Source organism: Micromonospora sp. NPDC049529, from assembly GCF_055586685.1.
Genome location: NZ_JBVJHT010000018.1, coordinates 142,332 through 168,545, shown reverse-complemented (window position 1 = coordinate 168,545; position 26,214 = coordinate 142,332). Strand labels below are relative to the sequence as shown.

Here is a 26,214-nt window from a genome sequence, read left to right as displayed (position 1 = left end):
TGCCACCCCGACAGCCTTGACCCACGCCGGGTCCGCGCCGGGACCCCGGCCGGCGTGTCACCCAACCCGGCCAACGTTTGTGGCCACAGCACTAGCCATCACCCTCCTATCCACCTGACCCCCACCCCCACCCCCGCCAACCTCGTTGATCATGAAGTTAGCGCAGCCTTCCGGCTTCAACGGTTGCGCCAACTTCATGATCAACGAGGTGGGGGTGACCGGGGGCGGGCGACAACCCGACCGGGGTGCCGCAGGAGGTGTTCGACGGGATCCTCGCCGCCGTGACCGCCGACCGGTACGCCTACTTCACCGGCTTCTACAACACCGCCGAGAACCTCGGCACCCGACTGTCCGAGGAGGCACTGCGCAACAGTTGGAACGTCGCCGCCGGAGCCTCCTGGTACGCGTCGAGTGCCGCCGTACCGACGTGGGTCACCGACTTCCGGGGCGACATCCCGAAGATCGACGTACCCACGCTCATCCTGCACGGCGCGGCGGACAACATCCTTCCGATCGACTCGACCGCCCGTCCGTTCCACAAGCTCCTGCCGGACGCCGACTACGTCGAGATCGACGGTGCCCCGCACGGTCTGCTGTGGACGCACGCCGACGAGGTCAACGAGGCGCTGCTCGCCTTCCTGTCCAAGCGGTAGTCGACGGCACCCGCTCGGCGGTGGGTGGCGGCCCACCGCCGAGCGCGGGAGGTAGGGGCGGTCTTTTCCGGGATGGGGACGGGTCCGACAGCCGTAGCACGGGACATTGATGATTTTGAACATCCGTAGGACGACCGACGGTGAAGTGATCCGTACTGTCGGTCGAAACCCCCGGCATGATCTCCAGCCCACGACGGTCGAACCCAGCGGGCGCCGTCGTGGTATGCGGCGAATCCGTGCAGCCGCTGGCGAGTCGAAGCTCCACGCCCTCGTACCGCGCAACGAAGGGAGCACCGGTGCAGCTACCTCCCCATCCCACCCCGGTCCGCCGCCACACCGCGTTTCTACTGGTCACCGCAATTGTCGTAGCCCTGGCTCCGATGTCGGCACAGCCCGCGTCGGCCGCGCCCGACAACACCACCGGCGAGTCCGGGCGCAACGCGCTCTTCCTCACCGGCCCCAACCCGGGCAAGCCCGAGAGCATCGCGATCGACTACCTCCGGGCCAACCCCAATCGGTACGGGGTGACCACGGCCGACCTCGGTGACCTCGTCGTCTCCTCCAGTTACACGAGCAAGCACAACGGGGTCACCCACGTGAACCTGTCCCAGCGCTACCAGGAGTTGGAGGTGTTCGGCGCGACGGCCACGGTCAGCATCGCCCGCGACGGCAGCGTCATCTTCGTCGGCCACACCCTCGCCCCCGGCCTGGGGCAGAAGACCTCCGGCGGTGCGGCGCTGGACGCCCCGGCCGCGGTCGCGGCCGCCGCCGAAGCACTCGACCTGCCCGAGCCGGCGGACCCGAAGGTGCTCGAACGCGGTGCCGACCGGGCCCGGCGTACGGTGGTCTCCGGTAGCGGCCTCTCCGAGCAGCCGATCCCGGCCCGGCTCGGCTGGCAGCGGACCGACGACGGGCTGCGCCAGGCGTGGCAGTTGGTCATCGACGACGCCGACGACGCCCACCTCTGGAACGCCACCGTGGACGGCACCACCGGCGCCCTGCTCGACGTCGACGACTGGACCAGCCACGACGCGCCGGAGCAGTTGGCCGACACCCTGGGCCGGCACACCGGCACCGGTACCACCGGCCACGGCCCGACCCGCCCGGTCGACGTCAAACCGCAGTACCCGCCGACCCGGGTCAACGACGGTTCGAGCTACCGCGTCTTCACGTTCCCGAAGAACGACCCGAACGAGGGCCCGCGCAGCCGGGTGACGAACCCGGCCGACGCGCTCGGCTCCCCGTACGGCTGGCACGACACCGACAGTGTGGCCGGACCGGAGTCGACCGCGACGCAGGGCAACAACGTCCGCGCGTACGCCGACCGGGACGCCAACAACCAGCCCGACCCGGACAGCGTGCCCGATGGTGGTGCCGGTCTCGACTTCGACTTCCCGGCCGACCTGAACCAGCAGCCGCAGACCTACACCGACGCCGCCGTGGCGAACCTCTTCTACTGGTGCAACGTCGTGCACGACCTCACCTACCGGTACGGCTTCGACGAGGTCGGCGGCAACTTCCAGGTCAACAACTACGAGCGCGGCGGTGTCGGCGGCGACGACGTCCGGTGCGAGGCGCAGGACGGCTCCGGCCAGAACAACGCCAACTTCTCCACCCCCGCGCAGGACGGCGGCGCACCCCGGATGCAGATGTTCCTCTGGCCGGGCAACCAGTTCGGGCTGCCGAACGCCGTGACCGTCGGCTCCGGTCCGGCCGGCGGCACCTACCAGGCCGAGTACGCCCGCTTCACCCCCGCCCCGACCAACGCCGGCTTCGGCGGCCAGATCGTCGCGGTGGACGACGCCGTCGACGTGGCGGGCGACGGCTGTAGCCCGTACACCATGCCGGCCGGGTCGATCGCGCTGGTCGACCGGAGCGCGACCTGCAACTACTACACGCAGGTGGTGAACGCCGAAGCGGCCGGTGCGATCGCGGTCGTTGTCGTCAACAACGTCGCGGGTGCCCCGGTGGTGATGAACGGGTCGATGGACCCTCCGGTCGGCATCCCCGCCGTGATGGTCAGCCAGGCCGACGGTGCCACCCTGCGGGCCGGCCTGCCGGCGTCCGGGCGGGTGCACCGCAACGTGGACCGGCCGGCGATGCGCGACGCCGCCTTCCGGTCCGAGACGATTTTCCACGAGTACGGCCACGGCGTCTCGAACCGCCTGACCGGCGGCCCGAACGTCAACTGTCTCAGCGGCCAGGAGCAGATGGGCGAGGGCTGGAGCGACTTCCTCGCGATCGTGTCGCTGATCAACCCGGACCTGGACGACCCCGAGGGCCCGCGCGGCTACGGCCAGTACGCCCAGTTCGCCGACAGCCGCTCGGGTGACGGCTTCCGGCCGCGGCCGTACTCGCGCAACATGGAGATCCAGCCGTTCACCTACGACAGCATCAAGACCGGTGCCTGGCTGGACGGCACGTCGCTGGCCGCACCACACGGCATCGGCCACGGCTGGGCCGCGGTGCTCTGGGACATGACCTGGGACCTGATCGACCGGCACGGCCTCAACCGCAACGCGTACGGAAACTGGAACACCGGGGGCAACAACCTCGCCATGCAACTCGTCATCGACGGGCTGAAGATCCAGGGCTGCGCGCCCGGTTTCGTGGTCGGTCGGGACGCGATCATCGCCGCCGACGCCGCGCTGACCGGGGGTGAGAACAACTGCACCCTGTGGGCCTCCTTCGCCCGCCGGGGCCTCGGCTACAGCGCGGTCCAGGGCACCACCGGCCGGGACGACAACTCCGCGGCGTACGACACCCATCCGTCGTGCGAGCGGCCGTTCTCGAACCGGTCGGCCAAGCCGGCGCTCAACAGCGTGAAGGCGGGTTCCACCGCACCGATGCAGTTCGATCTCGGCCGTTACCGTGGCCGGGACATCCTCGCCAGCAATTCGCCGTACTCCCGGTTGGTCGACTGCACGACCCTGGCCACCGTGAACCCGGACGGGACGATCACGCCGGGGCCGCTGCCGATCAAGGCGGAGACGCCCGGCCGGTCGAAGCTGGAGGCGAGCGGGCACGGCCGCTACACCTACCCGTGGAAGACGGAACGGGACTGGGCCGGAACGTGCCGCGAGTTCGTCCTCTCGCTCGACGACGGCAAGCAGTACCGCGCGTACTTCCAGTTCCGCTGACGAGCACCGAAGTAACCGGGCGGAAGACGAAGTAACGGGAGAGGCAGGCGATGCCTGCCTCTCCCGTTCCCTGTCTTCGAACCGTTACGCCGGGCCTGTCCCGCCGTCCTGGGCCCCGGAGTCTCCTGACTCGACCCGCGCGGAAGACCTGCCGGAGGGCCGCTTCGGGGCTGGGGGGAAGCGCCCCTGCCCGAGCGCTGCCCGCATGGTCGCAACGCAGTGATCCCGAGCGAGGTCGACGCGCCTTCGGTCGTAGTGCTTTTCGAGGTTCATCTCCGCGTCCGTGGTGCGCAAAGGTTTCTGCCACGCCGTCTTCATCTGCTCGCCGACCTCGGCCTTCGCTTCGCGCGCGAGCAGTCTGTACGCGGCCGCGACCGGGGGTGCCTCGATGTCGAGCAGCGCCTGGTGGAACGCGAGCCGCGAGTAGATCCGGCTCACCTCCTCGGTGAGCTGCTGCCGTCCCTCCACTGTGCCCGGCCGCCGCCGGATGCGGTACGGCATCTCCGCATAGTCCTCGACGACACTGAGTGCCTCACCGAACGCCAGGGCGCGGCGCTCGCGTCGCGCGGCACGCCGGTTCAGCTCGTAGGTCAGCAGTGCGGTGAGCGCGGCGCCGAGGATCGCGATAACCGGTGCGAGCACCACCGTCGTCTGCGCGGCCGTCCAAGTCATGCTGCGGCTACCGCCCGGGGATCTAGATCCTCTGTAGGACGTCGACGATTCTGCCAGCCACGCCGGCCTCCCACTGATCCGGACCCGAGCCGAAGAGTCGGTTGATGCCGTTCTGGCATGGCAGCTCGGCGAACGACACGGGATCCTCGCGGTGGCACCGGCGCAGCCAGTCGAGCGCGCCACGGTAGGCACTCCCGGTGGAGGATGTCCGGTAGACGTGGTCGGGGACGTTGTAGAGGAGGCACTCGATCAGGTACGAAGGAGCGGTTCCCTCAGCGACCATCCGCTTTCGCTCGGCCAGCCTCCGAACGCGTTTGGCCGTTCGGACGACCTCCTTGAAACGGCCGCCGGTGCGCAGGTCCTTCTCGTCGCCGTTACGCCGGTGCTGCTTGGGAAAGTTGACGATCGGCCGGCCTTCGCGGTCGCGGAAGAAGACGCCCTGCTCGTAGAGTTCGACGCCCGGCGCCGGGAACGCCGAGTACAGGCGGTACTCGGTAGCGAGGAGGATGTCGACCATCTCACCGAAGAGTGAGTCCGGGTCATCGACGTTGACGCACCGGCGACCCATGCGCACGACGTAGAACTCACCCAGCGTGGCGAGGACATCGTCGCGGAATTCCTCCCAGTCGTAGCGGCCGGCCTGGTAGCGCTCCCTGAAGTTGGCCATACCGGTTTCGTCGAGGGCCTCGACGTTCGATTCGAACGGCATCCTGAGCATGAGGACGAGATCGATGTCGCTCGTATGCTCGATATAGGTGTTGTTCGCCCGTGAGCCCTGGCTGAAGATTTCGTAGGGCCGAGTGGCGAGAAGAGGGGACCGGCACAGCGCCTCGCGCAGCACACCCTCGGCCCAGGACAACAAGAACGCGTTGGGCTGCCCGGACCTGGCAGTCGCGCTCTCTTCGTCTGCGCGGCGCACATGCCAAGGCTCAGCGGTGAGCCCGGGCGTCAGGGGCGGCCGGGCCACCGTGGCAGTCACTAGTCGTCGCACCCGAGCCCAACAGGTCCGTAGCCCCATCGCACCCGTCCGCGAAACATCGTGGTCATGGGGCCAATTATGCCTTGCCTGCCTTATCGGCCATGAGTGACGCGTCGACCAACGGCAGTTGCCGCCCACCGGATAGGTCGGTTCCCTGTGCGCCCTGGTCCGTTCTCCGATGGTTCCCGGACGGGCTGCCCGTACGTCACAGCTCGGGGTCGGGAGACGACTCAGAGTTCACGGGTTGGTCCGAGGATTGTGTCGTTGGTGACTCAGATCTTCATATTCCGCCTTTCTCGGGGCATGTCCTGTCGTGGATATCTTGGATGATCCCTACAAGCCGGATCAGGCAGCAGCCGTCAACGCAAAGAGGGCAAAGCGCAGTCTCCGTTCGTCGTCGGCTAGCTTCTGGTGGTGACCTCGATTCCTGGCCTGCTCGCCCGAATCGAGGGCGGTTTCATCCACGCGTACGACCTCTCGGTCACACTCTCGGCGGCCGACCTGTCCGGCTCACCGGCGATGACCGTCGTCCCGGTGGCGGCGTTCCCGCTCGGTGCGGATGTCGACCGGGGAAGCCCGGCGGTGGCACCCGACCTGAGTCACGCGGTGTACGCCGCCGAGGGTGCGGTGGTGAGCGTCGACAGCAGCGGTGAGGCGCTCTGGCGGGCTGCGGTCGGGGCGGGTACGCGCTGGCCGGTCCCGTCGACCGCGAGCTGCCTCTTCTCGCTCGACGCGGCGGTGGTCTGGAGCTATGGCGCCGACCCGGCGACCGAACCTGGCACTGGTCGGTGGCTCGCGCTGGACGCGGGTACCGGAAGAGTGCTGGGGCAGGCGGTACTCGACGGGACCGGCGGCCGGGGGCGGCAGTTCGCCCATCCGGACGGCACGCACGTGCTCCTCGGCGTGGACAACGGGCGGGACGGCACGCGGACCTACCGGGGGTGGCTGGACCGGGGGAGTGTCGAGGTGACGGCGTACCCGTGGGCCGACCGCCACCTGGTGGACCTGTCCCCGGACGGTGACTCCTTCATGACCGTGCACCACGACGGCGGCGACGTGGCGTTCCACCGTTACCCGGATGGCGAGGTGCTGTGCCGGGTGACGGCGACATCCTTCGGGTACGACGACAACCGCGACACGGCACGGCTGACGTCGAACGGCGGCTACCTGGACCCCGCCACCGCCATCGTCACCTTCACCGGCGACCTCGACGAGGACCTGGAGTGGGAGCTGCGCCACTGTGTCGACGTCCACACCGGGCGCGACGGCGGAATCCTGAACCGGGAGCCCGGTCCGTACTGGGACGGGGACGTGATGCCGCTCGGTGACGGGACCTGGCTGACCGTCGACGTCGACCACCGGTTACGCCGCAACCTGCGGTGACCGGATCAGTGTCGTGCCACGGCGCCTTCGGCGAGCAGGCGGCGGGCCTCCCCGGCGCTCACGTCGGTACGGCCACCGCAGTACGGGCTCGCGCACTGCAACACGTGCTTCGTCCTGACCGGAATCAGTGGAACGAAGAACAGGCTCAGCTTGGTGACCTCGCGAGCCACCAGCAGGTTGCCGGGCTGCCCGCACACCCGGCAGGCCATCAACACCCGGCCGAGAAGCTGGGCCTTCGTGCGCCAACCGAAAATCAGGAACATCGGCAATCCTCCCCGAGTCTGTCCTGATCGTCGCACGTGCTCGCCCGTACGGCAGCGGGACCGACCCGTCGGCCGGTCTTGCCTTGACACCGGCGGCAAGGTCTAGCGTCGCTGCGACCGGCGAAGGGGAAGATCATGAAGTACGCGATCAGCTACAGCACACCGTTCTACGGCGTCGATCCCGAGCGGATCGTCAACTACGCCCAGCACGCCGAGGCATGCGGATTCGAGGCGCTGTACCTGCCGGAGCACGTGGTGCTCTACCCCGGTGCGACGTTCGGGGCCATGCCGGTGCCGCCGTCGCTGCCGTACGGTGATCCGCTCGACTGTCTGACCTTCGTCGCCGCGCACACCCGACGGATCCTGCTCGGTACGGGCGTGCTGCTGTTGGCGTACCACCACCCGGTGACCCTCGCGAAACGCCTCGCCACGATCGACGTGCTCTCCGCCGGGCGGATGCGCCTGCTGACCGTGGGGCTCGGCACCCTGCCCGGTCAGGCGCGGGCGCTGGGGGTGGACTTCGACAGCCGGGGCCGACGCGTCGACGAGGCGATCGACGTCCTGCGGCTGCTCTGGGAAGGTGACGAGCAGGGGGTGAGCTTCCACGGGGAGTTCTTCGACGTCGACGCCCTGGTCAGCTTTCCGAAGCCGTACGGCGTCACCCACCTGCCGATCCACGTCGGCGGTTCGAGTCGCCCGGCCGCCCGCCGGGCCGGCGCACGCGGCGACGGTTACTTTCCCGGGGGCGCCCTCGCCGTTCAGGAGCGGGCATTCCAGTGGGACCTCGTCCGGTCGACCGCCGCCAGGTCCGGTCGTGACCCTCAAACCCTCGAATACACCAGGTGGGGTTCGATCGACCTGTCGGTCGACGCGGTCGAGGCGCTGGCCGCCCAGGGCGTGACCCGGATCGTGGTGAGCCCCGCCTCGGCCGACCCGCAGGAACAACGCGACCAGATGTCGGCGTTCGCCGACCGGTTCGGCCTCACCGACCAGTTCGGGGACAGCAGGTAGCCCGCTGCGGTCAGTCCGGCGGGAGGCCGAGGTCGGGTCGGTCCACTCCGTCGTCGAAGGTCAGGGTCAACCAACTGTGGTAGGCGGCGGAATCGCCGGAGACGCGCGGACGGTCGGGCGGCTCGACGTCCTCGGTCCACACTTTCACGGCCCGGAATGTGTACCCGTCCTGGTTCGCCGCCTCGGCCCGGAACGAGACGCGCTGGCCCTGCGCCAACGTCCGGTACCCGTCCGTCGCGATGGCGGAGAAGTGCACCCAACACCCGCCGGGCACCTCCGGGGCGTCGATCACGCCCCAGCCCTCGTCGGGGTCGAATGCGCGTACCAGACCGACACTCGTCACCGGCACAGTGTGCCCGATGATCGGTCAGCGTCGACGCCATATTCCGAGCCGTTCGTACATATGTGCTATGTGCGAGCTCGCGGAAATCCGCCTATCGTCCGGGTGACCGCCGCCGTGAACCTTGGCCGGGTACGACGGCGGTCCATTGCACCCATTCAGGGATCCGGACAGGAGCAACATGACAATCCTAGTGACCGGCGCGTCCGGGAACACCGGCCGTCAGGTGGTGGACCGGCTGGTCGCCGCCGGCCGGCGGGTACGCGCCATGACCCGCGACCCGCAGGCCATTCCGCCCCGGGTCGGCGTCGAGGCGATCCGGGGTGACTTCCAGCGGCCCGAAACCTGGTCGGCGGTCCTCGACGGAGTCGACCAGGTCTATCTGTTTCCGTTTGTCGACGTCGACAGTGAGCCCGGCAACGGGTTCGTGGACCTGGCCGTACGGGCCGGAGTGCGCCGATTCGTCGTGCACTCGGCGGCTGCGGCCGGGTTCGAGTCCGACGACGCTCCGGACGACCCGCAGATCAGTGCGTTGCGGCGGCACCTCGCCGAGGAACGGCTGGCCCACCGGGCGGTCGAACGGCTGGTGGAGGCCAGCGGTGCGCAGTGGACCCACGTACGGCCGGGTCTGCTCGCGGTGAACGCCCTGGACTGGGCCGATCGGATCCGGAGTCGGCAGGTGGTACGCGCGCCGTACGCCTCGGCCGGGTTCCCGTGGGTGCACGAGGCCGATGTCGCCGACGTGGCCGCCGCGGCCCTGCTCGGTGACGGACACGTCGGCGCGGCCTACACGCTCACCGGTCCGGCGAAGGTCAGCCAGGCGGAGCAGGTGGCCGCGATCGGCGCGGCGATCGGGTTGGACCTCCGGTTCGAGGAGTTGACCCCGGAGCAGGCCCGCGACCAGTGGTCGGCCGACGGCTACGACCGGCCGACGATCGACTGGCTGATCGAGTTGCTGGCCGCCGCCGTCGACGGGCCGGAGCTGTTGCCGCCCACCGACACCTATCGGCGGATCACCGGGCGGCCACCGCGCACCTTCGCCCGGTGGGCCGCCGACCACGCGGACGACTTCCGGCCGGCGGGAGGGGGCGCGTGACCATCCTGCTGACCGGGGCCACCGGTTTCATGGGGCGGCGGATCGTCGACGAACTGGTCCGGGCCGGCGAGACCGTTCGCGCCCTGACCCGTACGCCGGAATCGGCCGGCCTGCCCGACGGCGTGGAACTGTTCGCGGGCGACCTCGAACGGCCCGCGACCCTCGGCGACGCGCTGCGGTCGGTGGACCGGTTGTACCTGGTCCCGGCGGCACCGCAGACCGCGCCGGAGGTGGTCGCGATGGCGCGGGCGGCCGGTGTACGCCGGATCGTGGTCCTCTCCGGTGCGGCGGCCGACGACAAGGCGTGGGTCGATCACGGTTACCTGCCCGTCGAGCGGGCCGCCGAGCGGTCCGGTCTGGAGTGGACGGTCGTGCGGCCGGGGGAGTTCGCCGGCAACTGGCTCGGCTGGGCACCCTCGATCCGCGAGCGCCGGCTGGTCCGTCGCCCGTACGGCAACGCGGTGACCCAGCCGACGCACGAGGCGGACGTCGCCTCGGTGATCGCAGCGGTCCTGACCGGCGACGGTCACGCCGGTAGGACGTACACGTTCGCCGGCCCGGAGGCGCTGACCACGGCCGAGCAGGTACGCCTGATCGGCGTCGCGCTCGGCGAGGAGGTCGGGTTCGAGGAGGACGATCCGGTGCGGGCCCGCGACCAGTGGATCCGGGACGGCTATCCGGAGGTCTTCGTCGACTGGATGTTCAGGGTCTGGGCCGACTCCGCCCGCGATCCCGCCCCGGTGAACGAGGCGTGGGCCGCAGTGGTGCCGGCGCTGACCGGCGCCCCTGCCCGCACCTTCGGTCAGTGGGCCGTGGAGCACGCCGAGTCGTTCCGGTAGCCGGGCAGCATCCCGGCCGGGTGAGAGTCCGCGCCGGCACCCGTCTCGCGGCCGTCATCTTCGGGCGGTCGCGAGACGGTCGGGCGACGGTGTCCCGTCAGACGAGCAGTACGTCTCGGGCAGGACCAGCGGGAACCATCGGGGCGCACCCATCTCCTTTGCATTGCAGTTGCACTGCCAACCGGGTACGGTGGTTTTGCGATGCAGTCGTATCGCCATAACGGGGGAGGTCCCGGGTGCAGGTGGTCACGTTGGCCGAGGCAACCGCCGACCTGGTCGACCTGGTCGGTGGCAAGGCAGCCGGCCTGGGCGAGTTGATCCGGCAGGGTGAACGGGTGCCGGCCGGGTTCTGCGTCACCACGGAGGCGTACCGGCTGGGTGTGCTCCCGGAGGCGGAGATCGTCGAGGCGTACCGGCGGCTCGGTGCGGGGCCGGTCGCGGTCCGATCCAGCGCGACCGCCGAGGACCTGCCGGACGCGAGCTTCGCCGGACAGCAGGAGACCTTCCTCGACGTCAGCGACGAAACCGAGCTGCTCGCCGCGATCACCAAGTGCCGGGACTCGCTGCACGGCGCCCGCGCGGTCGCGTACCGCGAGGCTCGGGGCATCGACAACGAGCCGGTACGGATGGCCGTGGTCGTACAGCGGATGGTCAGCGCGGAGGTGGCAGGTGTGCTGTTCACCGCCAACCCGCTCACCGGCTCGCGTACGCAGATGATGGTCGACGCCGCACCGGGGCTCGGCACGGCCGTGGTGGACGGCGGCACCGCCGTGGACCACTACCTCCTCGACGGGTCGGACCGGGAGATCTCCGGCTCGCTGACCTCGGCGCGGCTCGCCGAACTGCGGGCGGCGGGGGAGCGGATCCAGGACCGCTTCGGCTGCCCACAGGACATCGAATGGGCGTTCGACCGGCAGGGCACCCTGTGGCTGTTGCAGTCGCGGCCGATCACCACCCTGTTCCCGTTGCCCCCGGCGACCGACCGGCCCCTTCCCCGGGTCTACCTGGAGTTCGGTCACGTCCAGGGCATGCTGCAACCGGTCACCCCGATGGGGATGTCCACCCTGAAGACGATGGTCGAGGGGATGGTCGCCGCGCTCGGCATGCGGGTCGAGGTCATCGACATCGGCGGGCGCCTCTACGGCGACCTGACCGACCTGGCCCGGGGCAGAGCCACCCGCGAGCGACTGGTCAGACTCATGGCGGTCGACTTCGGTCCCCGCGCCCAGGTCGCGATGGAACACATCCTGGCCGACCCCCGGTTCGCCCCGCAGCGGGTCGCCCCGCGACCCCGATCCGGGACGGAGGTCTCACCCCTGCGTACGGCGGCACGGGCGATAACCGGAATCGTGCGTACGCTAGCCCGGCCCGACGCGGCCCGGATGCGGATGTTCGACGCGATCGAGCGGCTGCGGCTCACCTCCGCGGCACCGGACGGGTTGACCACCCCCGCCGACCGGCTCAGCTTCGTACGGGCACAGGACACGACGGAGAGTTCCGACGAGATCGTCTGGCCGATCGTGGCCGGCATGCTCGCCGCCGCGCTGCCGGCCCAGCTGCTGAAGGGCGTCGCCGGCCCCGACGAGATCCACACGGTGCTGGGCGGGATGCCGTACAACGTCACGATCGAGATGGACCTGGCCCTGTGGCGGCTCGCCCGGGGCGCTGCCGTTCACCGCGAACTGCTGCTCGGCACCCCGCCGGACGACCTTGCCGCGTCCTACCTGCGCGGAACGCTCCCGGAGATCGGCCTGGCGGCGTTCCTCGACGCGTACGGCCACCGGGGTGCCGCCGAGGTCGATCTCGGCGTGCCGCGCTGGGACGAGGACCCGGCACCGCTCTTCGCCGTGATCGTCAACTACCTGCGGGTCACCGACCCGGAACAGGCCCCCGACCGGCGGTTCGAGCGGGCCGCCGCGACCGCCGAAGCCACCCTGAGCGAGCTTGTCGCGCGGGCCCGTCGGCGCCGGCCGGTCCGGGGCCGGATCGCCGGGTTCCTGCTGCGCCGGGCGCGGATGCTGGCCGGGCTGCGGGAGGCGGGCAAGTTCGCCGGCCTCTACCGGCTGCGGGAGGTGCGCCGGCAACTGCTGCTCATCGGCGCCGACCTGACCGGTGCCGGACTGCTGGAACAGCCTGCCGACATCATGTTCCTGACCGTGGACGAGGTGCACGGCAGTGTGCACCACGGGGACGACCACCGGGCCACGACCGTGGGCCGACGCGCGGTGCACCGGCGGGAACTGCGTCGTCGGAGCGTACCGGTGGCGTTGCTGTCCGACGGCACCGACGTCGAGACCGTACTGCCCGCGCCGCCGGCCACCGACGGCGTCCTGACCGGGGTGGGGGCCTCGGCGGGCCGGGTGTCGGGTCCGGCCAGGGTCGTCCACGACCCGGCCACCGCGTACGTCGAACCCGGTGACGTCCTCGTCGCCGCGACCACCGATCCGGGCTGGACGCCGTTGTTCCTGACCGCCGCCGCCCTGGTCACCGAGACCGGCGCGATCATGGCTCACGGCCCCACCGTCGCCCGCGAGTACGGCATCCCCGCCGTCATCTGCGTGCCCGACGCCACCCGCAGGATCACCACCGGACGGATGGTCACCGTGGACGGCGTGGCCGGCACGGTCACCGTCCACTGACACCGTGATGAGGACGACGATGAGCGACACCACCGGGAAGATCGGCCCACTGCTGCGCCGTGCGGCGGTGACCGAGGCCGCGATGTGGCGCAGCACGTACGTGTGGGCGCGGCGCCGGCCGCTGCCGCTGGCACCGGGCGACGAACCGTTCGGTTACCTCGGTGTGGTCAAGCCGATCCTCGGTGTCTTCATCGGCCTGTCGGCCGTCGAGATACCCATCTTCGACCTGATCGTCTCCCGCGTCGTGCCCTGGCAGCCGGCCCGCTGGATCGTGCTCGGGCTCGGTGTCTGGGGCCTGCTCTGGATGATCGGCCTGCTCGCGAGCATGAAGATCCACCCGCACGTCGTCGGAGACAGCGGGATCCGGGTACGCCTGAACGCCGGCGTCGACTTCACCGTGCCGTGGGAGAACATCGAGACGGTGAGCCGGAGTTACCGCACCATGCCGTCGGGCAGATCGGTGCAGATCGAGGAGGCGGACGAGCGTCGGGTGCTCTGCGTGGTGGTGGGCAGCCAGACCAGCGTCGACGTACGGCTGCGCCGGCCGACGAGCATCCCGCTGCCGAAGGGCCCGTCCGAGCCGGTCGACGAGGTGCGCCTCTACGCCGACGACCCCGACAGCTTCGTCCGCCGGTCGCGTACGGCGACCGTCGGCGCCAGCGCCCTGTGAAAGCATCGAGCCCATGCCCAAGAAGGTCGACCACCAGGAGCGACGGACCCTCATCGCCGACGCGCTGATGCGGGTCGCCGCGGATCAGGGGCTGGAGGCGGTCAGCCTGCGCCACGTGGCGGCCGAGGCCGGTGTCTCGTCCGGGATGGTGCAGCACTACTTCCGGACCAAGGACGAGATGATGGCGTTCGCGCTCTCCGTCGTGCGGGACCGGGGGCAGGTCCGGGTCGGTGCGGCGGTGGCGCGGCTGGGTGACGACCCGCCGCCGAGGCTGCTGCTGCGTACGCTGCTCGCCGCCCTGTTGCCGCTCGACGACGGCGCGCGTGACGACGGCCGGGTGGCGCTGGCGTTCCTCGCCTACACCGCCGTACGCCCGACGGCCGGCACCGGACTGCGTGCGGACACCGCCCAGTTGGTCGGTTTCATCGCCGGTCTGCTGCCCGCTCCGCACGCCGACGAGGCCGCGGCCGGCCTGCTGGCGTTGATCGAGGGGCTGGGTGTCTACCTGCTCGGTGGCCAGTACACCGCCGAGCAGGCCCTGGCCGCGCTCGACAACCACCTCGACCTGATCTTCGGCGGATAGTCCCGGCCGCTCAGGGCTGTCCGCGCCGGTTGTACTCCTCCAGGCTGGCGCCACCGGGCAGTCGGTTCTGGAAGTCCAGTACGCCGACCCAGGTCGGGCGGACCGCGATCCGGATCATCCTCGTACCGGGATGGTTGACCGAGGCGATGTTGACGGCGCCCTGCTCCGGACCGGCGTACCGGTGCATGGCCAGTTCGTACTCCGGGACGATGCCCTCGATGTCGGTGACCTCGGCCCGGCCACGGATGAGCAGGAGTTCCGGCGGGGTGCTGGCGGCGTCGATGGTGAGGGCGACGGCCGGGCGGGCGCGCAGGGCGGCGACCTTCGGCCCGCCGAACGTGGACATCACCACCTCGGTCCCGTTCCAGTGGAACAGCATCGGGATGATCCGCGGTGTGCCGTCGGAGGCCACCCACGCGATCCGGGCCAGTTCGGTGCTGTTGAGCAGGCGCTGCGCCACCAGGGTGTCCAGCAGCCGCAGGTCTCCCTGCGGCAGGTTCCCCACGTGGTCGCTGCGTACGGCGGTCACCGGCCCGCTCCCGACGACCCGGCACGGTCCGCGTCACCGACGATGCGCAGCCGTCGGGTGCCGCCCGGTCGAGCGTCCGACGGGCCGGTGGACGGGGGCGTGGGGCGTGCCTCGTCGGCGCTCCGGGTGGGCGTGCGGTTGTCGTTCGGGGTCTGAGTCATTCCTGTCGTCCCTCGGTGGCCGACTCCGCGCGCAGCTGCTCGGCAGGCTGCACTTCGCGGATTGTCGGCAAGGCGGTCAAGGCCGCTTCCCCGGAATCGCGGGAAGCTCACCAGCCAAGTTTGTGGCCACCAGGACCGGAAGAAAAGGATGAAACACCATGCGTACGGCAAAAAGTCTGAATCCGGCTTGAAAGCGCAGAGCGGGCCCGGTGCGGAGGACTGTCGCCTCCCCACCGGGCCCCGGAAACTCCGTCGAGCGCGGGTACTACCCGGCCGAGCAGGTGGGGCTCAGCCCCGTGCCCGTGCCGGTGCCCTGGAAGCCGAACTCGGTCGACTGGCCGGCGTCGATGGACCCGTTGTAGGCGACGTTGGTGAACTGGACCGTGCCGGTGTTGCCGCTGCGGTTGGCGTTCCACGCGTTGGTGATGGTGACGCCCGACGGCAGGGGGGTGGTGACCGTCCAGCCGCTGACCGGCGAGGACCCGGCGGTGACCCGTACGGTGGCGACGAAACCACCCGTCCACTGGTTGACCGAGACCGTCGCGGTGCAGCCCGCACCGGTCGGCGGCGGGGTGGTCGACGGCGGGGTGGTGGGCGGCGCGGTGGTCGGCGGAGTCGTGGGCGGGGTGGTCGGGGGCGTGGTCGGCGGGTTGGTCGGGCCGTCGGCGAGGGTCGGGGTCTGCCAGTCCCGCCACTGGGCCAGGTCACCGGCCGCCCGGCTGGAAATCCTGATCACGCCGGGCGCGTTGCCGGTCTTCAGCAGGAACTTCTGGATGTTCTGCTGCAACGGGGTCCGCCACTCGGCCCGGTTTGCGCAGTGGGTGCCGTCCTGGATGTCGGACCAGTAGGTGATGTTGGTGCCCGCGCCGAGCGCCTTGTAGACCTCCGCACCGCCCAGCGCCGCCACGCTCGCCGACCGGGGGCCGAGGTTGACGATGTGTGGGTTGTCCATGATGAACAGGCCGCGCGGCGCGACCATGGCGACCATCTGGTGCGTGTCCACCGGCAGGTTGTTCGGGTTGCCCGTGAAGGATCCGAACGCGTCACCCAGCCAGGGCTGTTCCCCGTACGCGCTGCTCAGGCTCTGGGCGCCCTCGCCGGGGATGCCACGGAAGATCGGCACGCCGGCGCTGCCCGACTCGATCGGCATGGTCAACGCGATGCGCTGGTCGAAGGCGCCGACCACGAAGGCGCCCTTGCCGAACCGGGAGCATCCCGTCACGCCGGTCGCGTCGGCTCGCAGGATGTTGCCGCCGGACTGTTCGAGGACGTCGATGATCCGGCTCACGCCCCAGGACCAGGCCATCAGCAGGCCGGTGCTGCTCGAAGAGCCGTAGATGGTGTAGAACGCGCCCTGCTTGTTGTTGCGTGGCGTGCCCTCGCGCCCGACCACGTACGGGTCGTAGTTGATGACGGCGGCGCCGGCTGCCCTGATCGCGGCCGTGTCCGCGCCGAAGCCGCCCAGGACGACGACGGCCGGGAAGGGTCCGGTGCCGCTCGGCAGCTGGACGCTGGCCGAGAAGCTGGAACTCCGGCCGTTCTGCGACACGTTCACGGTGATGCTGCTGTTCGAGACGGTTCCCGTGACGGTCCCCGGCTTGGCGGGCTTGTCGCCGTAGACGTACCTCTCGGCCAGTTCCCTGGTCTCGGCCCGTCGGCACCGCCAGTCGGACCTGGCGGTGATGCGCGTGCCGTCGATCTTCCGGAAGGGGTCGGGGAGCCGGGAGTTGGCGGTCAGCGAGCCGGGCAGGGACACGGGGCAGTCGGCACCCTCGTCTTCGACGAGAGCGGCGGCGACGACGTCGCCGGCGGCGGCCTCGGCGGTGGTTGTTCTCGCCACTACGGTGACCGCTCCGGCGACCGTGAGCGCCGCTACCGCCAGCACCACTGCCGTCGAACGGATCTTGGGGCGGCCCGAGCTGATGATCACCAGGGCTCCTTCGGGTAGGAAATGGAAGCGACGAGATCGATCGATGATCACGAATGTCAAGCCCTACAAGTGTCGAGCAGAATATCGCAGAGTGTCAATACTGTTTCCGAAACTTTCGGTCATCCCGCCGGATGGTGCCCGGCGGTCACCGACCCGGCTGCGGTGAATCGTGGCATATCGGGCCAGCTCGGGACATCGCCGAGCCGGTTGACCTGCTGGGCCGTGGTCGGGGGTGTGTCGGTGCCCGTCCGGCAGTGCCTGGGAGCGCTGCCAGATGCCCTGCTGGGCGGTGCTATGTCCCGGAAACTTTCCGGCAGACGAAGCCCCGGGCTTGTCGAACCGGTAGCGGTGAGTGACGGACGGGGTGGTGGCTCGCCCCGTACACGGCCGCGAAAAAATTCTGGGGTGGACCGGTAGTGGAGCGCCCTTCCCGTTCGTCATCCGGATGACACACGGAAAGGAGAACCCTGATGGATGTTGTCACCGGTGCGCGGGTGGCGATCGACCTGACGGTCGGGTTGCCGCGCGAGCGGATGTGGGACCTGGTGACCGCGGTGGATCGGCTCGCCGAGTGGAGTCCGGAGGTGATCGCGGGCGCCTGGGAGGACGGGGTCCAGGGCCCCGCCCCGGGCAGCCGCTTCGTCGCCCGCAACCGCTTCGCCAGCGGAGTTGTCGGTACGGTGACCTGCGTGGTCACCGAAGCGCAGCGACCCGACACCTTCGCCTGGACGGTGCTGGACCCGTCCGGTCTGGTCGGCGCGACGTGGCGCTACGAACTGCGGGAGGGTGCCGAGCCGGGACACACCGTGGTCCACCACTCGTTCACCCACGGTCCGGGGCGCAGTGGCACCAGGGCCGACGCCGAGGCGGACCCGCAGACACTCGCCGAGCGCCTGGTCACCCTCTGCCGGAACATGACCACCACCCTCGGCGCGATGGTCACCACTGAAACCGAGATGGTCACCACTGAAACCGCGATGGGAGCGACCCGATGAAGTACCTGATGTTGGTGTGCACGGACCCGGACTACACGCCCGGTCAGGACGAGGGGGCCCCGGACGTCGCGGACTGGGTCCGGGAGATGGACCGCCGGGGAATCCGGCTGACGGGCAGCCGTACCCGGCCGGCGAGCGACGCCACCACGGTTCGGGTACGCAACCACGAGGTGCTGCTCACCGACGGTCCGTACGCGGAGACGAAGGACCAGATGGCCGGCTTCGACATCATCGAGTGCGCCGATCTGGACGAGGCGATCGAGGTCGCGTCGAAACACGCGATGGCCTGGACCGGAATGATCGAGTTGCGGCCGTTCTGGCCGTTCGACGAGAACGAGTAGCGGCAGCGAACGGGGGGCGAGGACGAGTGACCGACCAGGTCGCGGACTGCCTCGCCGAGATCTACGCCGACGGGTGGAGCCGGATCGTGGCCGCCATGATCCGGTTCACCGGCGGCAACTGGGATCTCGCCGAGGAGTGTACGCAGGACGCGTTCGCGCAGGCTCTGCAGAAGTGGCCGGCTTCGGGCGTACCGGACCAGCCGCTGGCCTGGCTGACCACCACCGCACGCAACCGGGCGATCGACCGGATCCGCCGGGCGTCGGCCGAGGCGGCGAAGCTACGAGAGGTGGCCGCCATGGAACCGGAGCCGGCACCGGCGTATGTGCGTGACGGCGAGATTCCCGACGAGCGGCTCGAACTCATGTTCACCTGCTGCCATCCGTCGCTGAATCTCGACGCCCAGGTGGCGTTGACCCTGCGGAGCCTGGCCGGGATGAGCACGGCCGAGATCGCGCGCGCGTTCCTGGTGCCGGAGCGCACCATGGGGCAGCGCCTGTTCCGGGCCAAACAGAAGATCGCCCACGCGGGCATCCCGTTTCGCGTACCGCCGGCGCACCTGCTGCCGGAGCGCCTGCCGGCCGTACTCCATGTGCTTTATCTGCTGTTCAACGAGGGATACGGGGACCCGCTGAAGGCCCGGCTGTCGGGGGAGGCCATCCGGCTGGCGCGGGTGCTGACGGTCCTGATGCCCGACGAGCCCGAGGCGCACGGCATGCTCGCGCTGATGCTGCTGCACGACGCCCGCCGGCCGGCGCGCATCGGCGCGGACGGCAGTCTGGTCCCACTGGACGAGCAGGACCGTTCGCTGTGGGATCGGGATCAGATCGCCGAGGGCGACGCGATTCTCCAGCGGGCGCTGCGCCGACGCCGGGCCGGACCGTTCCAGATCCAGGCGGCGATCGCGGCGTGCCATGCCACCGCCCCGGTCGCGGCCCGCACCGACTGGCCGCAGATCGTCGCCCTGTACGGCCAACTCGCGCTCGTCGCGCCGAGTGTGATCGTGGAGTTGAACCGTGCCGTCGCGATCGGCATGGTCGACGGTCCCGAGGTGGCGCTACCCCTGGTCGACGCGATCGCCGCGTCCGGGCAGCTGACCGGGTACTACCTGTTGCACGCCACCCGGGCCGACCTGCTGCGCCGGATCGGTGCCGGCGCCGAGGCCGGTGAGAGTTACCGTACGGCGCTCGACCTGGCGCCCACCGAGGCCGAACGGCGATTCCTGCGCAACCGGCTGCGCCGGCTCTGACACCCGGCCGGGGCAGGCCGGGTTGCGGCCCGGGGATGTCAGTCGTTTGTTCATCGAACGGTCCAACGCGGGTTGACGCTGCACCACCCGCGACCATTCGAGGAACACAGGTGGCGACATGCGTAAGTGGCTCCCGCTGGTGTCGGTCTGTCTGGGCACGTTCATGCTGCTGGTCGACGTCACGATCGCGAACGTCGCCCTGCCCGACATGGTCCGCGACCTCGACACGTCGTTCGGGGCCCTGCAATGGGTCGTCAACGCGTACGCCCTCGCGCTGGGCGCGCTGGTGCTCGGCGCGGGCTCGATCGCCGACCTGGTGGGGCACCGCCGGGTCTACGTCGCCGGGCTCGTGACCTTCGCCGCCGCGTCACTGGCCTGCGGTCTCGCCCCGGAGACGGGAGTGCTGATCGCCGCCCGTACGGTGCAGGGCCTCGGCGCGGCGGCCATGTTCGCGACCACGTTCGCCCTGCTCAACAGCGCCTACGCCGGCCGTGACCGGGGCAGCGCGTACGGCATCTGGGGCGCGGTGTCGGGCGCCTCGGCGGCGGTCGGCCCGATCGTCGGCGGACTGCTCACCGACGGCGCGTCGTGGCGCTGGATCTTCTTCGTCAACCTGCCGATCAGCGCCGTCGCCCTCGCGGTGTGTCTCACCTTCCTCACCGACTCCCACCGAACCGGGCCCGGCCGGGTGGACATCGGCGGCATGGCCAGCTTCACGGCCGCGGCCGCCGTCGCGATCTACGCGCTCATCCGGGCGAACGGGGCCGGCTGGTCCGACGTCGGAGTCTGGGGACTGCTCGGGCTGGCAGCGGTGCTGCTGGCGGTGTTCGCGCTGGTCGAAGCCCGCTCGCGACACGCGATGTTCGATCTCGCCCTGTTGGCCGACCGCTCGTTCGTCGGGGTCCTGCTCGCCGGACTGCTGTTGACGTTCGCCGCCTTCGCCACGTTCACGTACACCTCGATCTGGTTGCAGTCGGTGCTGGGGCTGAGCGCGATCGGTGCGGGGCTGACCGGTCTGCCGATGTCGGTCACGGCGTTCGTGGTGTCGGCCGTCCTGGGGCGGGTGCTGCACGGTCGGCGGCCGGACCTGGTGATCGGCGCGGGGCTGTTCCTCGTCGGTCTCGGCAGCCTGCTCACGGCCGTGCTCGTGCGCGGTTCGGCGGGTTGGCCGGCGTTGCTGCCGGGTCTCGCCGTGATCGGCGTCGGCGTCGGTCTGGCGACGCCGATTCTCGGCTCGGTCGCCATGTCCCTGGTGCCCGCCGGTCGCGGCGGGATGGCCGGCGGCGCGGTCACCACCGCCCGGCAGCTCGGGTTCGCCTTCGGTGTCGCCGCCCTGGGCAGCGTCTTCGTCACCCGCGCGCGGAGCGGCCTGTCCGACGCCGGCATCCCGGACGCGACCCACGTCGCGCACGCCGTGGCCGGCGGGCAGCTGCCCGGCCTGCTGCGAGCCGCGCCGTCGGACGGGCGACAGCTTCTCGACGGCGCGGCGCACGCGGCGGCGGTGGGCGGTGTGCAGGCGACGTTCGCCGTGGCCGGGGTCGTCGGTGTCCTGGCCGGTGTGCTCGTGGTCATCCTCATGCGACCGACCGGGACGCCCGTCGTCCCGGAGGAGAAGCGCCCGTCCGTGCCGGAGCCGAGCGGGCGCTGACCTCTCCGTCGAGTGGGTGGGCGGTCAGAGGGTGATGACGGTCCGGCCGGTCAGTGTTCCGGCGTCGCTGCGGGCGTGGACTGCGGGCAGTTCGTCCAGGTCGACCCGGTCGGCGACGTGGATGTGCAGCTCGCCGGCGTCGACCCGGTGGACGAGCGTGGCGAGTTGCCCGGCGTCGGGGCGGACGAACACGCTGATCGAACGAACCCCGCGCGGGTTCTCCGCCGGGCCGGGTGTGGTGGTCGTGGCCAGTACGCCGCCGTCGCGGACCAGGCCGGCCAGGGTGTCCATGTCGGCGGGCGGGACCGGGGCGAAGTTCAGCACCGCGTCGAACCGCCCGGTGACACCGTCGATGTCGCGCCCGGGTACGTCGGCGCCGTAGCCGCGTACCCGCTCGGCGTTGCGGGTGCCGGCGGTGGCCACGACGGTGGCGCCGGCCCGGACGGCGAGCTGGACCGAGAAGTCACCGACGGCGCCACCGGCACCGTGGACCAGGATGCGCTGTCCCGGCTGGACGTCGGCGTGCTCGAACAGCGCCTGCCAGGCGGTGAGCCCGGTGACCGGCAGCGCCGCCGCGTCGGCCAGCGGCACCGTTGTCGGCGCGTCGGCCAGGGCCTCGGCCGGGACGAGTACGTACTCGGCGGCGGCGCCGTCGGTCGTCATCGGCAGGAACCCGACGATCCGGTCGCCGGGTTCGATCCGGGTGACGCCCTCGCCGAGCGCCGTGACGGTGCCGGCCACCTCGATACCGGGGGTGTGCGGCAGGGTCAGCGGGAATACCTGCCGCAGGTGGCCGGCCCGGATGGTGGCGTCGACCGGGTTGAACGACGTGGCCGCCACCTGCACGAGCACCTGTCCGGTGCCGGGGGTGGGTCGTTCGACGTCCTCGACGAGCAGGGTGCCGGCGTCACCGTACCGGTGGAAACGGACAGCCTTCATGGCGATCACTCCTTTGAGAGGTTGCTTCGAACTCGAAGCATCAGCCGACTATAACTTGCTTTGAATTCAAAGCAAGTAGAATGGTGGGTGTGACCCACGAGACACCGCCTCTGGACGCCGAGCAGTTGGGCGCCTACTTCGCCCTCATGGAGGTCAGCAGCCTGTTGCAGCACGCCGTCGACGAGCACCTGCGCGCCGACGGCGACGTCAGCTACGTGCAGTTCCAGATCCTGGCCCGCCTCACCGACACCCCCGAGGGTCGACTGCGGATGACCGACCTCGCCGACGGCGTCGTCTACAGCCGCAGCGGCCTGACCTACCAGGCCGGCCTGCTCGAAAAGCGCGGCCTCGTCACCCGGTCACCCGCCCCCGACGACGAACGCAGCACCGTCGTGGCCCTCACCGACCTCGGCCGGGCGCTCGTGGCCCGGGTCCTGCCCGGTCACATCGACGTCGTCCGGCGACTGCTGCTCGACGCGCTCAAACAGCGTGACCTCGGCACCCTCGGCGGCATTCTCGGCCGCGTACGCGACCACATGCGCGCCGCGCCACCCCGTTCGGCAAAACCCCGAGCCGGCCGCGGCCGCACCGACTGACCGCCGCGTCCGCTACCTGATTTCGCGTACGGACATGACTCAGGCTGCGCTGATCAGCTGACCGACGCGTTCGGGCTCGTCCACCTGCACGTAGTGCTGCGCGTCGGACAGCAGGTGCAGTTCCGCGTTGGGGAACAGCTCCGCGAACCGTAGGGCGACCCTGGGGTTGAGGTTGCGGTCCCGCGCGCCGAAAATTACCCGCACCGGGGGAGTGAACCGTCGCATGTCCGGGATTCGGCGACGCCTGCTGATCAGGGTGCCGAACAGATCGGCGTTGAGGCGGAAGAACGCGGGCTGGGTGGACGGGAAGGCCTGTGCCAGTTGCGGAACGAGTTTGCGTCGTGCGTCGGGATCGCTCATGAATGAGCCGACCTGCCACGTGTACAGACGCGTTTGCACACCGGGTCGACGGCGGGCCAGGGCGCGGGCGATCGTGCGTACTCCCGGTGTGGAGAAGAGCGCGATCGCCCGTGGCAGCCGCAGGGCTGGCACCCATTGGTAGTACGTGTTGAGCAACACCAGCGCCGCGACCCGGTCGGGATGGTCCAGCGCCCAGTCGATGGCGGGCGGGCCGGACGAGTCGTGCGCCACGAGGACCACCTGGTCCTGGCCGAGGCGGTCCGACACCGCGTCCATCACTGCGGCGAGGTCGAGCGTCTGGTTGTCGGCCGTGTACGGGTAGCCCGACGGCTTGTCGGAACTGCCCCAACCGAGGAAGTCGAACCGCACCACCGGCCGCTGCTTGTCCAGGTGGGGCAGCAGCCGGTCGTACAGGTGCAGGTTGTCGGGAAAGCCGTGCAGCAGCACGATCGGTGTTCCGGTGCCCGGCGTCACTTCGGTGTGCAGCCGATGGGCGCCTCGCATTACCGAAAGTACCGCAGTGGTCATTCAGCGAACGTAGCAGTGGCACTGTACGTGGTGCGTGCGGTCGCCACGGGGCAGCCGATCGAGTGTCCGTCGTGCGAATGTCGCCGGTCACCCGGTGGGCTGTGGCGTCTGATCGCGTGCTGGTCGGAGCAGGGTCCGGAAAATGTAGAAGTGGGAGACGAGTAGCAGTGGCACGTAGAACGTGGGAATGAAGTAGGTCGCACCGAAGTCGCCCGGATGGGCGATGAGCAGCCCGCCGACGAGGAGTGCCGTCAACAGGTCCACCGTGCCCACGACGTTGAAGATCCAGACGAGCGAGTTCCGGAGGCGTTTCCTGCTCGACCGGTGCAGTGCGGCAAAGCACAGCAACGCCAGCACGAAGGCGGCGAGGTCGCCGGCGACAGCCGGCACGGTGAACCCCGAAGGTAGCTCGTGGGCGGTCACGCCGATGATCAGAAACGTGGCCCCGAGGTAGCGGAAGAGGTGGATGGACAGCAGGCGTCCGTAGAGCTGTGGCCTGGGCAACGTGGCTATGCGTGGCCAGATGAACGTCCCGAATACGACAGACCAGCCGAGCAGGCCGGCGATCACACTGATTCCGAAGAGAAGAGTGCTCAGCATCTCGTGCGCTCCTGCTACCTGGTTCCGACCAGCTCGGCCGAGTGTTCTTCCGGTTCGGGGTGCTGGGGAGGCCGGTTGGGCAGGAAGGCCACGGCGAGCAGTGCCCCGGCGACCGCGACGCAGGCGGCAACGACGGACCCGACGCTGAGCCCGTGGTTGAACGCGTGGACGGCGGCTGTCGTACGGCGTCCGCGGTGTCGTCGCGCCCCTGGGCGGTCAGCTGGTGGGAGACCTCGAACGCGGCGCCGACGGATTGGCGCGCGGTGTCGGCGAGAGCGTCGGGAAGACCGGTGGGCAGGGTCGCGCCGAGTCGAGAGTTGTAGAGCGAGGCGTAGACGCTGCCGATGACGGCGACGCCGAGGGTTCCACCGAGCAGTCGGGTGGAGTCGTTGACGGCTGACCCGACGCCCGCCTGATCGGCCGCGACCGCTCCCATGATCGATTCCGTGGCGGGTGCGGTGGTCAGGCCCATGCCCAGGCAGGAAGATGAACCCGAAGAGGGTGAAGAAACCGATGGTGACCGCGGCGCTGGCCGCGCTGAAGCGCATGTTCCTGAACAGCCGCACATCGAGCATCGGGTGGGCGGCCACGCGCTCCCTCCGGATGAACGCCACCAGCAGGGCCACGCTGCCGGCGAAGCCGGCGATCGACAGGGGGGATCCCCAACCCTCGACGGGCGCCTCGATGATCGTGTAGACGAGCAGCGCCATGAACCCGGCGGACAACGCGAGCCCCGGGAAGTCGAGGTGCTTCGGCGACCGGTCCCGGGACTGCGGTACGAAGAGCGCGACCAGGATGATCACGGCGACGGCCACCGGTCCGAGCAGGTAGAAGATGCTCGACCAGGCGAAGTGCCGGAGCAGTAGGCCGCCGACGATCGGTCCCAGGGCGATGGCGACGCCTGCGGTCGCCCCCCACAAGCCGATCGACAGAGTTCGCTCCTTGCGACTGGTGAAGACGTTGGTGAGCAGGGACAGCGTCGCGGGGAATGTCATCGCCGCACCCAGGCCCATGACGGCTCGGGCGGTGATCAACTCGGCCGGCGAGGTGGCGAAGCCGCCGACGAAACTGGCAGCGCCGAAGACCAGGAGACCGCCGAGCAGCATTCCCTTGCGGCCGAAGCGGTCCGAAAGACTTCCCGACGTCAGCAGGAGGGCGGCGAAGACGAGGTTGTACGAGTCCACCACCCACTGCAGTTGCCGGTCGGTGGCGCCAAGTTCGCGGGTCAGCGTGGGCAGCGCCACGTTGACCAGCGTGGTGTCGAGGTTGACGGCGAAGGCCGCCAGGAGAAGTGCGACGAGGACGAGTGGCTTGGACCGCGTACGAGGCATGGTTGAAAATTACTACCAGCAAGTTCAAATCGTCAACCGATGCGTGTTGCTACTCAACTTTGAGGTTGATACCCTTGTGTGATGCGCAGCTATGGTCAGTACTGCCCGATCGCCCGGTCCCTCGACGTCGTGGGCGACCGATGGACGCTGCTCGTCGTCCGCGAGCTGCTGCTGCAGGGGCCGTGCCGATTCACCGACCTGAAGAACGGTCTGCCCGGGATCGCCTCCAACCTGCTCTCCGGTCGTCTGCGAGAGCTGGAGGACGCCGGCCTGGTCCGCCGCGACGAGGCGCCGCCGCCGATCGCCACCACCCTCTACGCCCTCACCCCGAACGGGCTGGCCCTGGAGCCGGTCCTCAAGGCACTGGGCATGTGGGGCGTGCAGTTCATGGCGGTCGAGCGTGACGAAGACGCCTTCCAGCCCCACTGGCTGGCGTACGCCGGCTCGTGTTTCACCACCGATGCGGACCCCGACGCCCCGCCGGTGGTCATCCAGTTGCTCGCATCCGGCAGGGCGGCACTCATCGAGGTTGACTCGGGAGCCGTCCAGGCCCGGATCGGGCGGACCCATGCCCCCGACCTCACCCTTGAGGGCTCGCCCCGCTCGGCCCTCAGCCTGCTCACCGGAACGATCGACCTGGCAGAGGCGACGCGAACTGGGCTCACCGTCACGGGCAATCTTGACGTGCTGACCCGCCTGCGCCCGATTCCGCTCGGCAGCCCGCAGACGGTCGCAGGGTGA

The 26,214-nt window shown here is 70.1% G+C and carries 24 protein-coding genes and 1 pseudogene; 15 read left to right on the top strand and 10 right to left on the bottom strand.

Annotated elements, in window-relative coordinates; translation table 11 throughout:
- Positions 1-230: 230 nt before the first annotated feature.
- Both ACZ6QQ_RS28455 and ACZ6QQ_RS28450 read left to right on the top strand, forming a co-directional pair.
- Positions 231-653 (top strand): annotated as a pseudogene (locus ACZ6QQ_RS28455) (alpha/beta fold hydrolase); the annotation flags it as partial.
- 380 nt (positions 654-1,033) lie between these two features.
- Entirely contained in the window at positions 1,034-3,793 is a 2,760-nt protein-coding gene (locus ACZ6QQ_RS28450; protein WP_465880441.1) for a M36 family metallopeptidase, read from the top strand.
- Positions 3,794-3,877: 84 nt separating this feature from the next.
- On the opposite strand, the gene ACZ6QQ_RS28445 is transcribed toward ACZ6QQ_RS28450, so the two are convergent.
- Together ACZ6QQ_RS28445 and ACZ6QQ_RS28440 are read right to left on the bottom strand one after the other, a co-directional pair.
- The gene (locus ACZ6QQ_RS28445; RefSeq protein ID WP_465880440.1) at positions 3,878-4,465 is read right to left on the bottom strand and encodes a hypothetical protein; all 588 of its coding nucleotides are present in this window, start codon (positions 4,463-4,465) and stop codon (positions 3,878-3,880) included.
- Between the two features lie 22 nt (positions 4,466-4,487).
- Positions 4,488-5,384 carry a nucleotidyltransferase-like protein gene (locus ACZ6QQ_RS28440; RefSeq protein ID WP_465880439.1) on the bottom strand — a complete coding sequence of 299 codons (897 nt, stop codon included), beginning with the start codon at positions 5,382-5,384 and terminating at the stop codon, positions 4,488-4,490.
- Positions 5,385-5,858: 474 nt separating this feature from the next.
- Here ACZ6QQ_RS28440 and ACZ6QQ_RS28435 point away from each other — a divergent pair, with 474 nt between their 5' ends.
- Positions 5,859-6,827, top strand: a complete 969-nt coding sequence (locus ACZ6QQ_RS28435; protein WP_465880438.1) for a hypothetical protein — start codon at positions 5,859-5,861, stop codon at positions 6,825-6,827.
- Between the two features lie 5 nt (positions 6,828-6,832).
- Here the strand turns inward: ACZ6QQ_RS28435 and ACZ6QQ_RS28430 are convergent, their stop codons facing one another.
- Positions 6,833-7,090, bottom strand: a complete 258-nt coding sequence (locus ACZ6QQ_RS28430; RefSeq protein WP_465880437.1) for a zinc-ribbon domain-containing protein — start codon at positions 7,088-7,090, stop codon at positions 6,833-6,835.
- 135 nt (positions 7,091-7,225) lie between these two features.
- On the opposite strand from ACZ6QQ_RS28430, the gene ACZ6QQ_RS28425 reads away from it, so the two are divergent.
- Entirely contained in the window at positions 7,226-8,101 is an 876-nt protein-coding gene (locus ACZ6QQ_RS28425) for an LLM class F420-dependent oxidoreductase (RefSeq protein ID WP_465880436.1), read from the top strand.
- 10 nt (positions 8,102-8,111) lie between these two features.
- Here ACZ6QQ_RS28425 and ACZ6QQ_RS28420 read toward each other — a convergent pair whose 3' ends face one another.
- Positions 8,112-8,444, bottom strand: a complete 333-nt coding sequence (locus ACZ6QQ_RS28420) for a cold shock domain-containing protein (RefSeq protein WP_465880435.1) — start codon at positions 8,442-8,444, stop codon at positions 8,112-8,114.
- A gap of 178 nt (positions 8,445-8,622) precedes the next feature.
- On the opposite strand from ACZ6QQ_RS28420, the gene ACZ6QQ_RS28415 reads away from it, so the two are divergent.
- The 5 genes from ACZ6QQ_RS28415 (at position 8,623) to ACZ6QQ_RS28395 (ending at position 14,268) form a co-directional block, all read left to right on the top strand.
- On the top strand, positions 8,623-9,537 hold the full coding sequence (locus ACZ6QQ_RS28415) for an NAD(P)H-binding protein (RefSeq protein ID WP_465880434.1): 915 nt from the start codon (positions 8,623-8,625) through the stop codon (positions 9,535-9,537).
- The gene (locus ACZ6QQ_RS28410) at positions 9,534-10,376 is read left to right on the top strand and encodes an NAD(P)H-binding protein (protein ID WP_465880433.1); all 843 of its coding nucleotides are present in this window, start codon (positions 9,534-9,536) and stop codon (positions 10,374-10,376) included. Before ACZ6QQ_RS28415 ends, ACZ6QQ_RS28410 begins: the two co-directional genes overlap by 4 nt.
- 236 nt (positions 10,377-10,612) lie before the next feature.
- Complete coding sequence (locus ACZ6QQ_RS28405; protein WP_465880431.1) at positions 10,613-13,015, top strand: PEP/pyruvate-binding domain-containing protein; 2,403 nt, start codon at positions 10,613-10,615, stop codon at positions 13,013-13,015.
- Between the two features lie 19 nt (positions 13,016-13,034).
- Positions 13,035-13,685 (top strand): PH domain-containing protein, encoded by a 651-nt coding sequence (locus tag ACZ6QQ_RS28400; RefSeq protein ID WP_465880430.1) that lies wholly within the window; start codon positions 13,035-13,037, stop codon positions 13,683-13,685.
- A 13-nt stretch (positions 13,686-13,698) separates the two neighbouring features.
- On the top strand, positions 13,699-14,268 hold the full coding sequence (locus tag ACZ6QQ_RS28395; protein ID WP_465880429.1) for a TetR/AcrR family transcriptional regulator: 570 nt from the start codon (positions 13,699-13,701) through the stop codon (positions 14,266-14,268).
- Between the two features lie 10 nt (positions 14,269-14,278).
- Here the strand turns inward: ACZ6QQ_RS28395 and ACZ6QQ_RS28390 are convergent, their stop codons facing one another.
- Positions 14,279-14,797, bottom strand: coding sequence for a pyridoxamine 5'-phosphate oxidase family protein (locus ACZ6QQ_RS28390; protein ID WP_465880427.1), 519 nt, complete (start codon positions 14,795-14,797; stop codon positions 14,279-14,281).
- A 426-nt stretch (positions 14,798-15,223) separates the two neighbouring features.
- The gene (locus ACZ6QQ_RS28385) at positions 15,224-16,888 is read right to left on the bottom strand and encodes a glucuronyl esterase domain-containing protein (RefSeq protein ID WP_465880426.1); all 1,665 of its coding nucleotides are present in this window, start codon (positions 16,886-16,888) and stop codon (positions 15,224-15,226) included.
- A gap of 470 nt (positions 16,889-17,358) precedes the next feature.
- On the opposite strand from ACZ6QQ_RS28385, the gene ACZ6QQ_RS28380 reads away from it, so the two are divergent.
- From ACZ6QQ_RS28380 to ACZ6QQ_RS28365, 4 genes are all read left to right on the top strand, one after another.
- Positions 17,359-17,883, top strand: coding sequence for an SRPBCC family protein (locus ACZ6QQ_RS28380; RefSeq protein WP_465880425.1), 525 nt, complete (start codon positions 17,359-17,361; stop codon positions 17,881-17,883).
- Complete coding sequence (locus ACZ6QQ_RS28375) at positions 17,880-18,224, top strand: YciI family protein (RefSeq protein WP_465880424.1); 345 nt, start codon at positions 17,880-17,882, stop codon at positions 18,222-18,224. The genes ACZ6QQ_RS28380 and ACZ6QQ_RS28375 overlap by 4 nt, the downstream gene beginning before the upstream one ends.
- Before the next feature lie 26 nt (positions 18,225-18,250).
- Positions 18,251-19,471: an RNA polymerase sigma factor gene (locus ACZ6QQ_RS28370; protein WP_465880423.1), complete on the top strand. Its 1,221-nt coding sequence runs from the start codon at positions 18,251-18,253 to the stop codon at positions 19,469-19,471.
- A 118-nt stretch (positions 19,472-19,589) separates the two neighbouring features.
- Positions 19,590-21,119 (top strand): MFS transporter, encoded by a 1,530-nt coding sequence (locus ACZ6QQ_RS28365; protein WP_465880422.1) that lies wholly within the window; start codon positions 19,590-19,592, stop codon positions 21,117-21,119.
- A gap of 24 nt (positions 21,120-21,143) precedes the next feature.
- Here ACZ6QQ_RS28365 and ACZ6QQ_RS28360 read toward each other — a convergent pair whose 3' ends face one another.
- Entirely contained in the window at positions 21,144-22,058 is a 915-nt protein-coding gene (locus ACZ6QQ_RS28360) for an NADP-dependent oxidoreductase (RefSeq protein WP_465880421.1), read from the bottom strand.
- An 89-nt stretch (positions 22,059-22,147) separates the two neighbouring features.
- On the opposite strand from ACZ6QQ_RS28360, the gene ACZ6QQ_RS28355 reads away from it, so the two are divergent.
- Complete coding sequence (locus ACZ6QQ_RS28355; protein WP_465880420.1) at positions 22,148-22,654, top strand: MarR family winged helix-turn-helix transcriptional regulator; 507 nt, start codon at positions 22,148-22,150, stop codon at positions 22,652-22,654.
- Between the two features lie 39 nt (positions 22,655-22,693).
- Here ACZ6QQ_RS28355 and ACZ6QQ_RS28350 read toward each other — a convergent pair whose 3' ends face one another.
- The 3 genes from ACZ6QQ_RS28350 to ACZ6QQ_RS28340 form a co-directional block, all read right to left on the bottom strand.
- Entirely contained in the window at positions 22,694-23,518 is an 825-nt protein-coding gene (locus ACZ6QQ_RS28350) for an alpha/beta fold hydrolase (RefSeq protein ID WP_465880419.1), read from the bottom strand.
- 111 nt (positions 23,519-23,629) lie between these two features.
- Positions 23,630-24,142, bottom strand: coding sequence for a hypothetical protein (locus ACZ6QQ_RS28345; RefSeq protein ID WP_465880418.1), 513 nt, complete (start codon positions 24,140-24,142; stop codon positions 23,630-23,632).
- 14 nt (positions 24,143-24,156) lie between these two features.
- Positions 24,157-25,473 (bottom strand): MFS transporter, encoded by a 1,317-nt coding sequence (locus ACZ6QQ_RS28340; protein WP_465880417.1) that lies wholly within the window; start codon positions 25,471-25,473, stop codon positions 24,157-24,159.
- Positions 25,474-25,554: 81 nt separating this feature from the next.
- On the opposite strand from ACZ6QQ_RS28340, the gene ACZ6QQ_RS28335 reads away from it, so the two are divergent.
- Positions 25,555-26,214, top strand: a complete 660-nt coding sequence (locus ACZ6QQ_RS28335; RefSeq protein ID WP_465880416.1) for a winged helix-turn-helix transcriptional regulator — start codon at positions 25,555-25,557, stop codon at positions 26,212-26,214.

Bases quoted from the DNA above. Each gene is read 5' to 3' on its own strand.
- ACZ6QQ_RS28450 (WP_465880441.1), top strand. From the start codon at position 1,034: ATGTCGGCACAGCCCGCGTCGGCCGCGCCCGACAACACCACCGGCGAG.
- ACZ6QQ_RS28445 (WP_465880440.1), bottom strand. From the start codon at position 4,465: ATGACTTGGACGGCCGCGCAGACGACGGTGGTGCTCGCACCGGTTATC.
- ACZ6QQ_RS28430 (WP_465880437.1), bottom strand. From the start codon at position 7,090: ATGTTCCTGATTTTCGGTTGGCGCACGAAGGCCCAGCTTCTCGGCCGG.
- ACZ6QQ_RS28425 (WP_465880436.1), top strand. From the start codon at position 7,226: ATGAAGTACGCGATCAGCTACAGCACACCGTTCTACGGCGTCGATCCC.
- ACZ6QQ_RS28415 (WP_465880434.1), top strand. From the start codon at position 8,623: ATGACAATCCTAGTGACCGGCGCGTCCGGGAACACCGGCCGTCAGGTG.
- ACZ6QQ_RS28400 (WP_465880430.1), top strand. From the start codon at position 13,035: ATGAGCGACACCACCGGGAAGATCGGCCCACTGCTGCGCCGTGCGGCG.
- ACZ6QQ_RS28395 (WP_465880429.1), top strand. From the start codon at position 13,699: ATGCCCAAGAAGGTCGACCACCAGGAGCGACGGACCCTCATCGCCGAC.
- ACZ6QQ_RS28380 (WP_465880425.1), top strand. From the start codon at position 17,359: ATGGATGTTGTCACCGGTGCGCGGGTGGCGATCGACCTGACGGTCGGG.
- ACZ6QQ_RS28375 (WP_465880424.1), top strand. From the start codon at position 17,880: ATGAAGTACCTGATGTTGGTGTGCACGGACCCGGACTACACGCCCGGT.
- ACZ6QQ_RS28365 (WP_465880422.1), top strand. From the start codon at position 19,590: ATGCGTAAGTGGCTCCCGCTGGTGTCGGTCTGTCTGGGCACGTTCATG.
- ACZ6QQ_RS28360 (WP_465880421.1), bottom strand. From the start codon at position 22,058: ATGAAGGCTGTCCGTTTCCACCGGTACGGTGACGCCGGCACCCTGCTC.
- ACZ6QQ_RS28350 (WP_465880419.1), bottom strand. From the start codon at position 23,518: ATGCGAGGCGCCCATCGGCTGCACACCGAAGTGACGCCGGGCACCGGA.
- ACZ6QQ_RS28345 (WP_465880418.1), bottom strand. From the start codon at position 24,142: ATGCTGAGCACTCTTCTCTTCGGAATCAGTGTGATCGCCGGCCTGCTC.
- ACZ6QQ_RS28340 (WP_465880417.1), bottom strand. From the start codon at position 25,473: ATGCCTCGTACGCGGTCCAAGCCACTCGTCCTCGTCGCACTTCTCCTG.
- ACZ6QQ_RS28335 (WP_465880416.1), top strand. From the start codon at position 25,555: ATGCGCAGCTATGGTCAGTACTGCCCGATCGCCCGGTCCCTCGACGTC.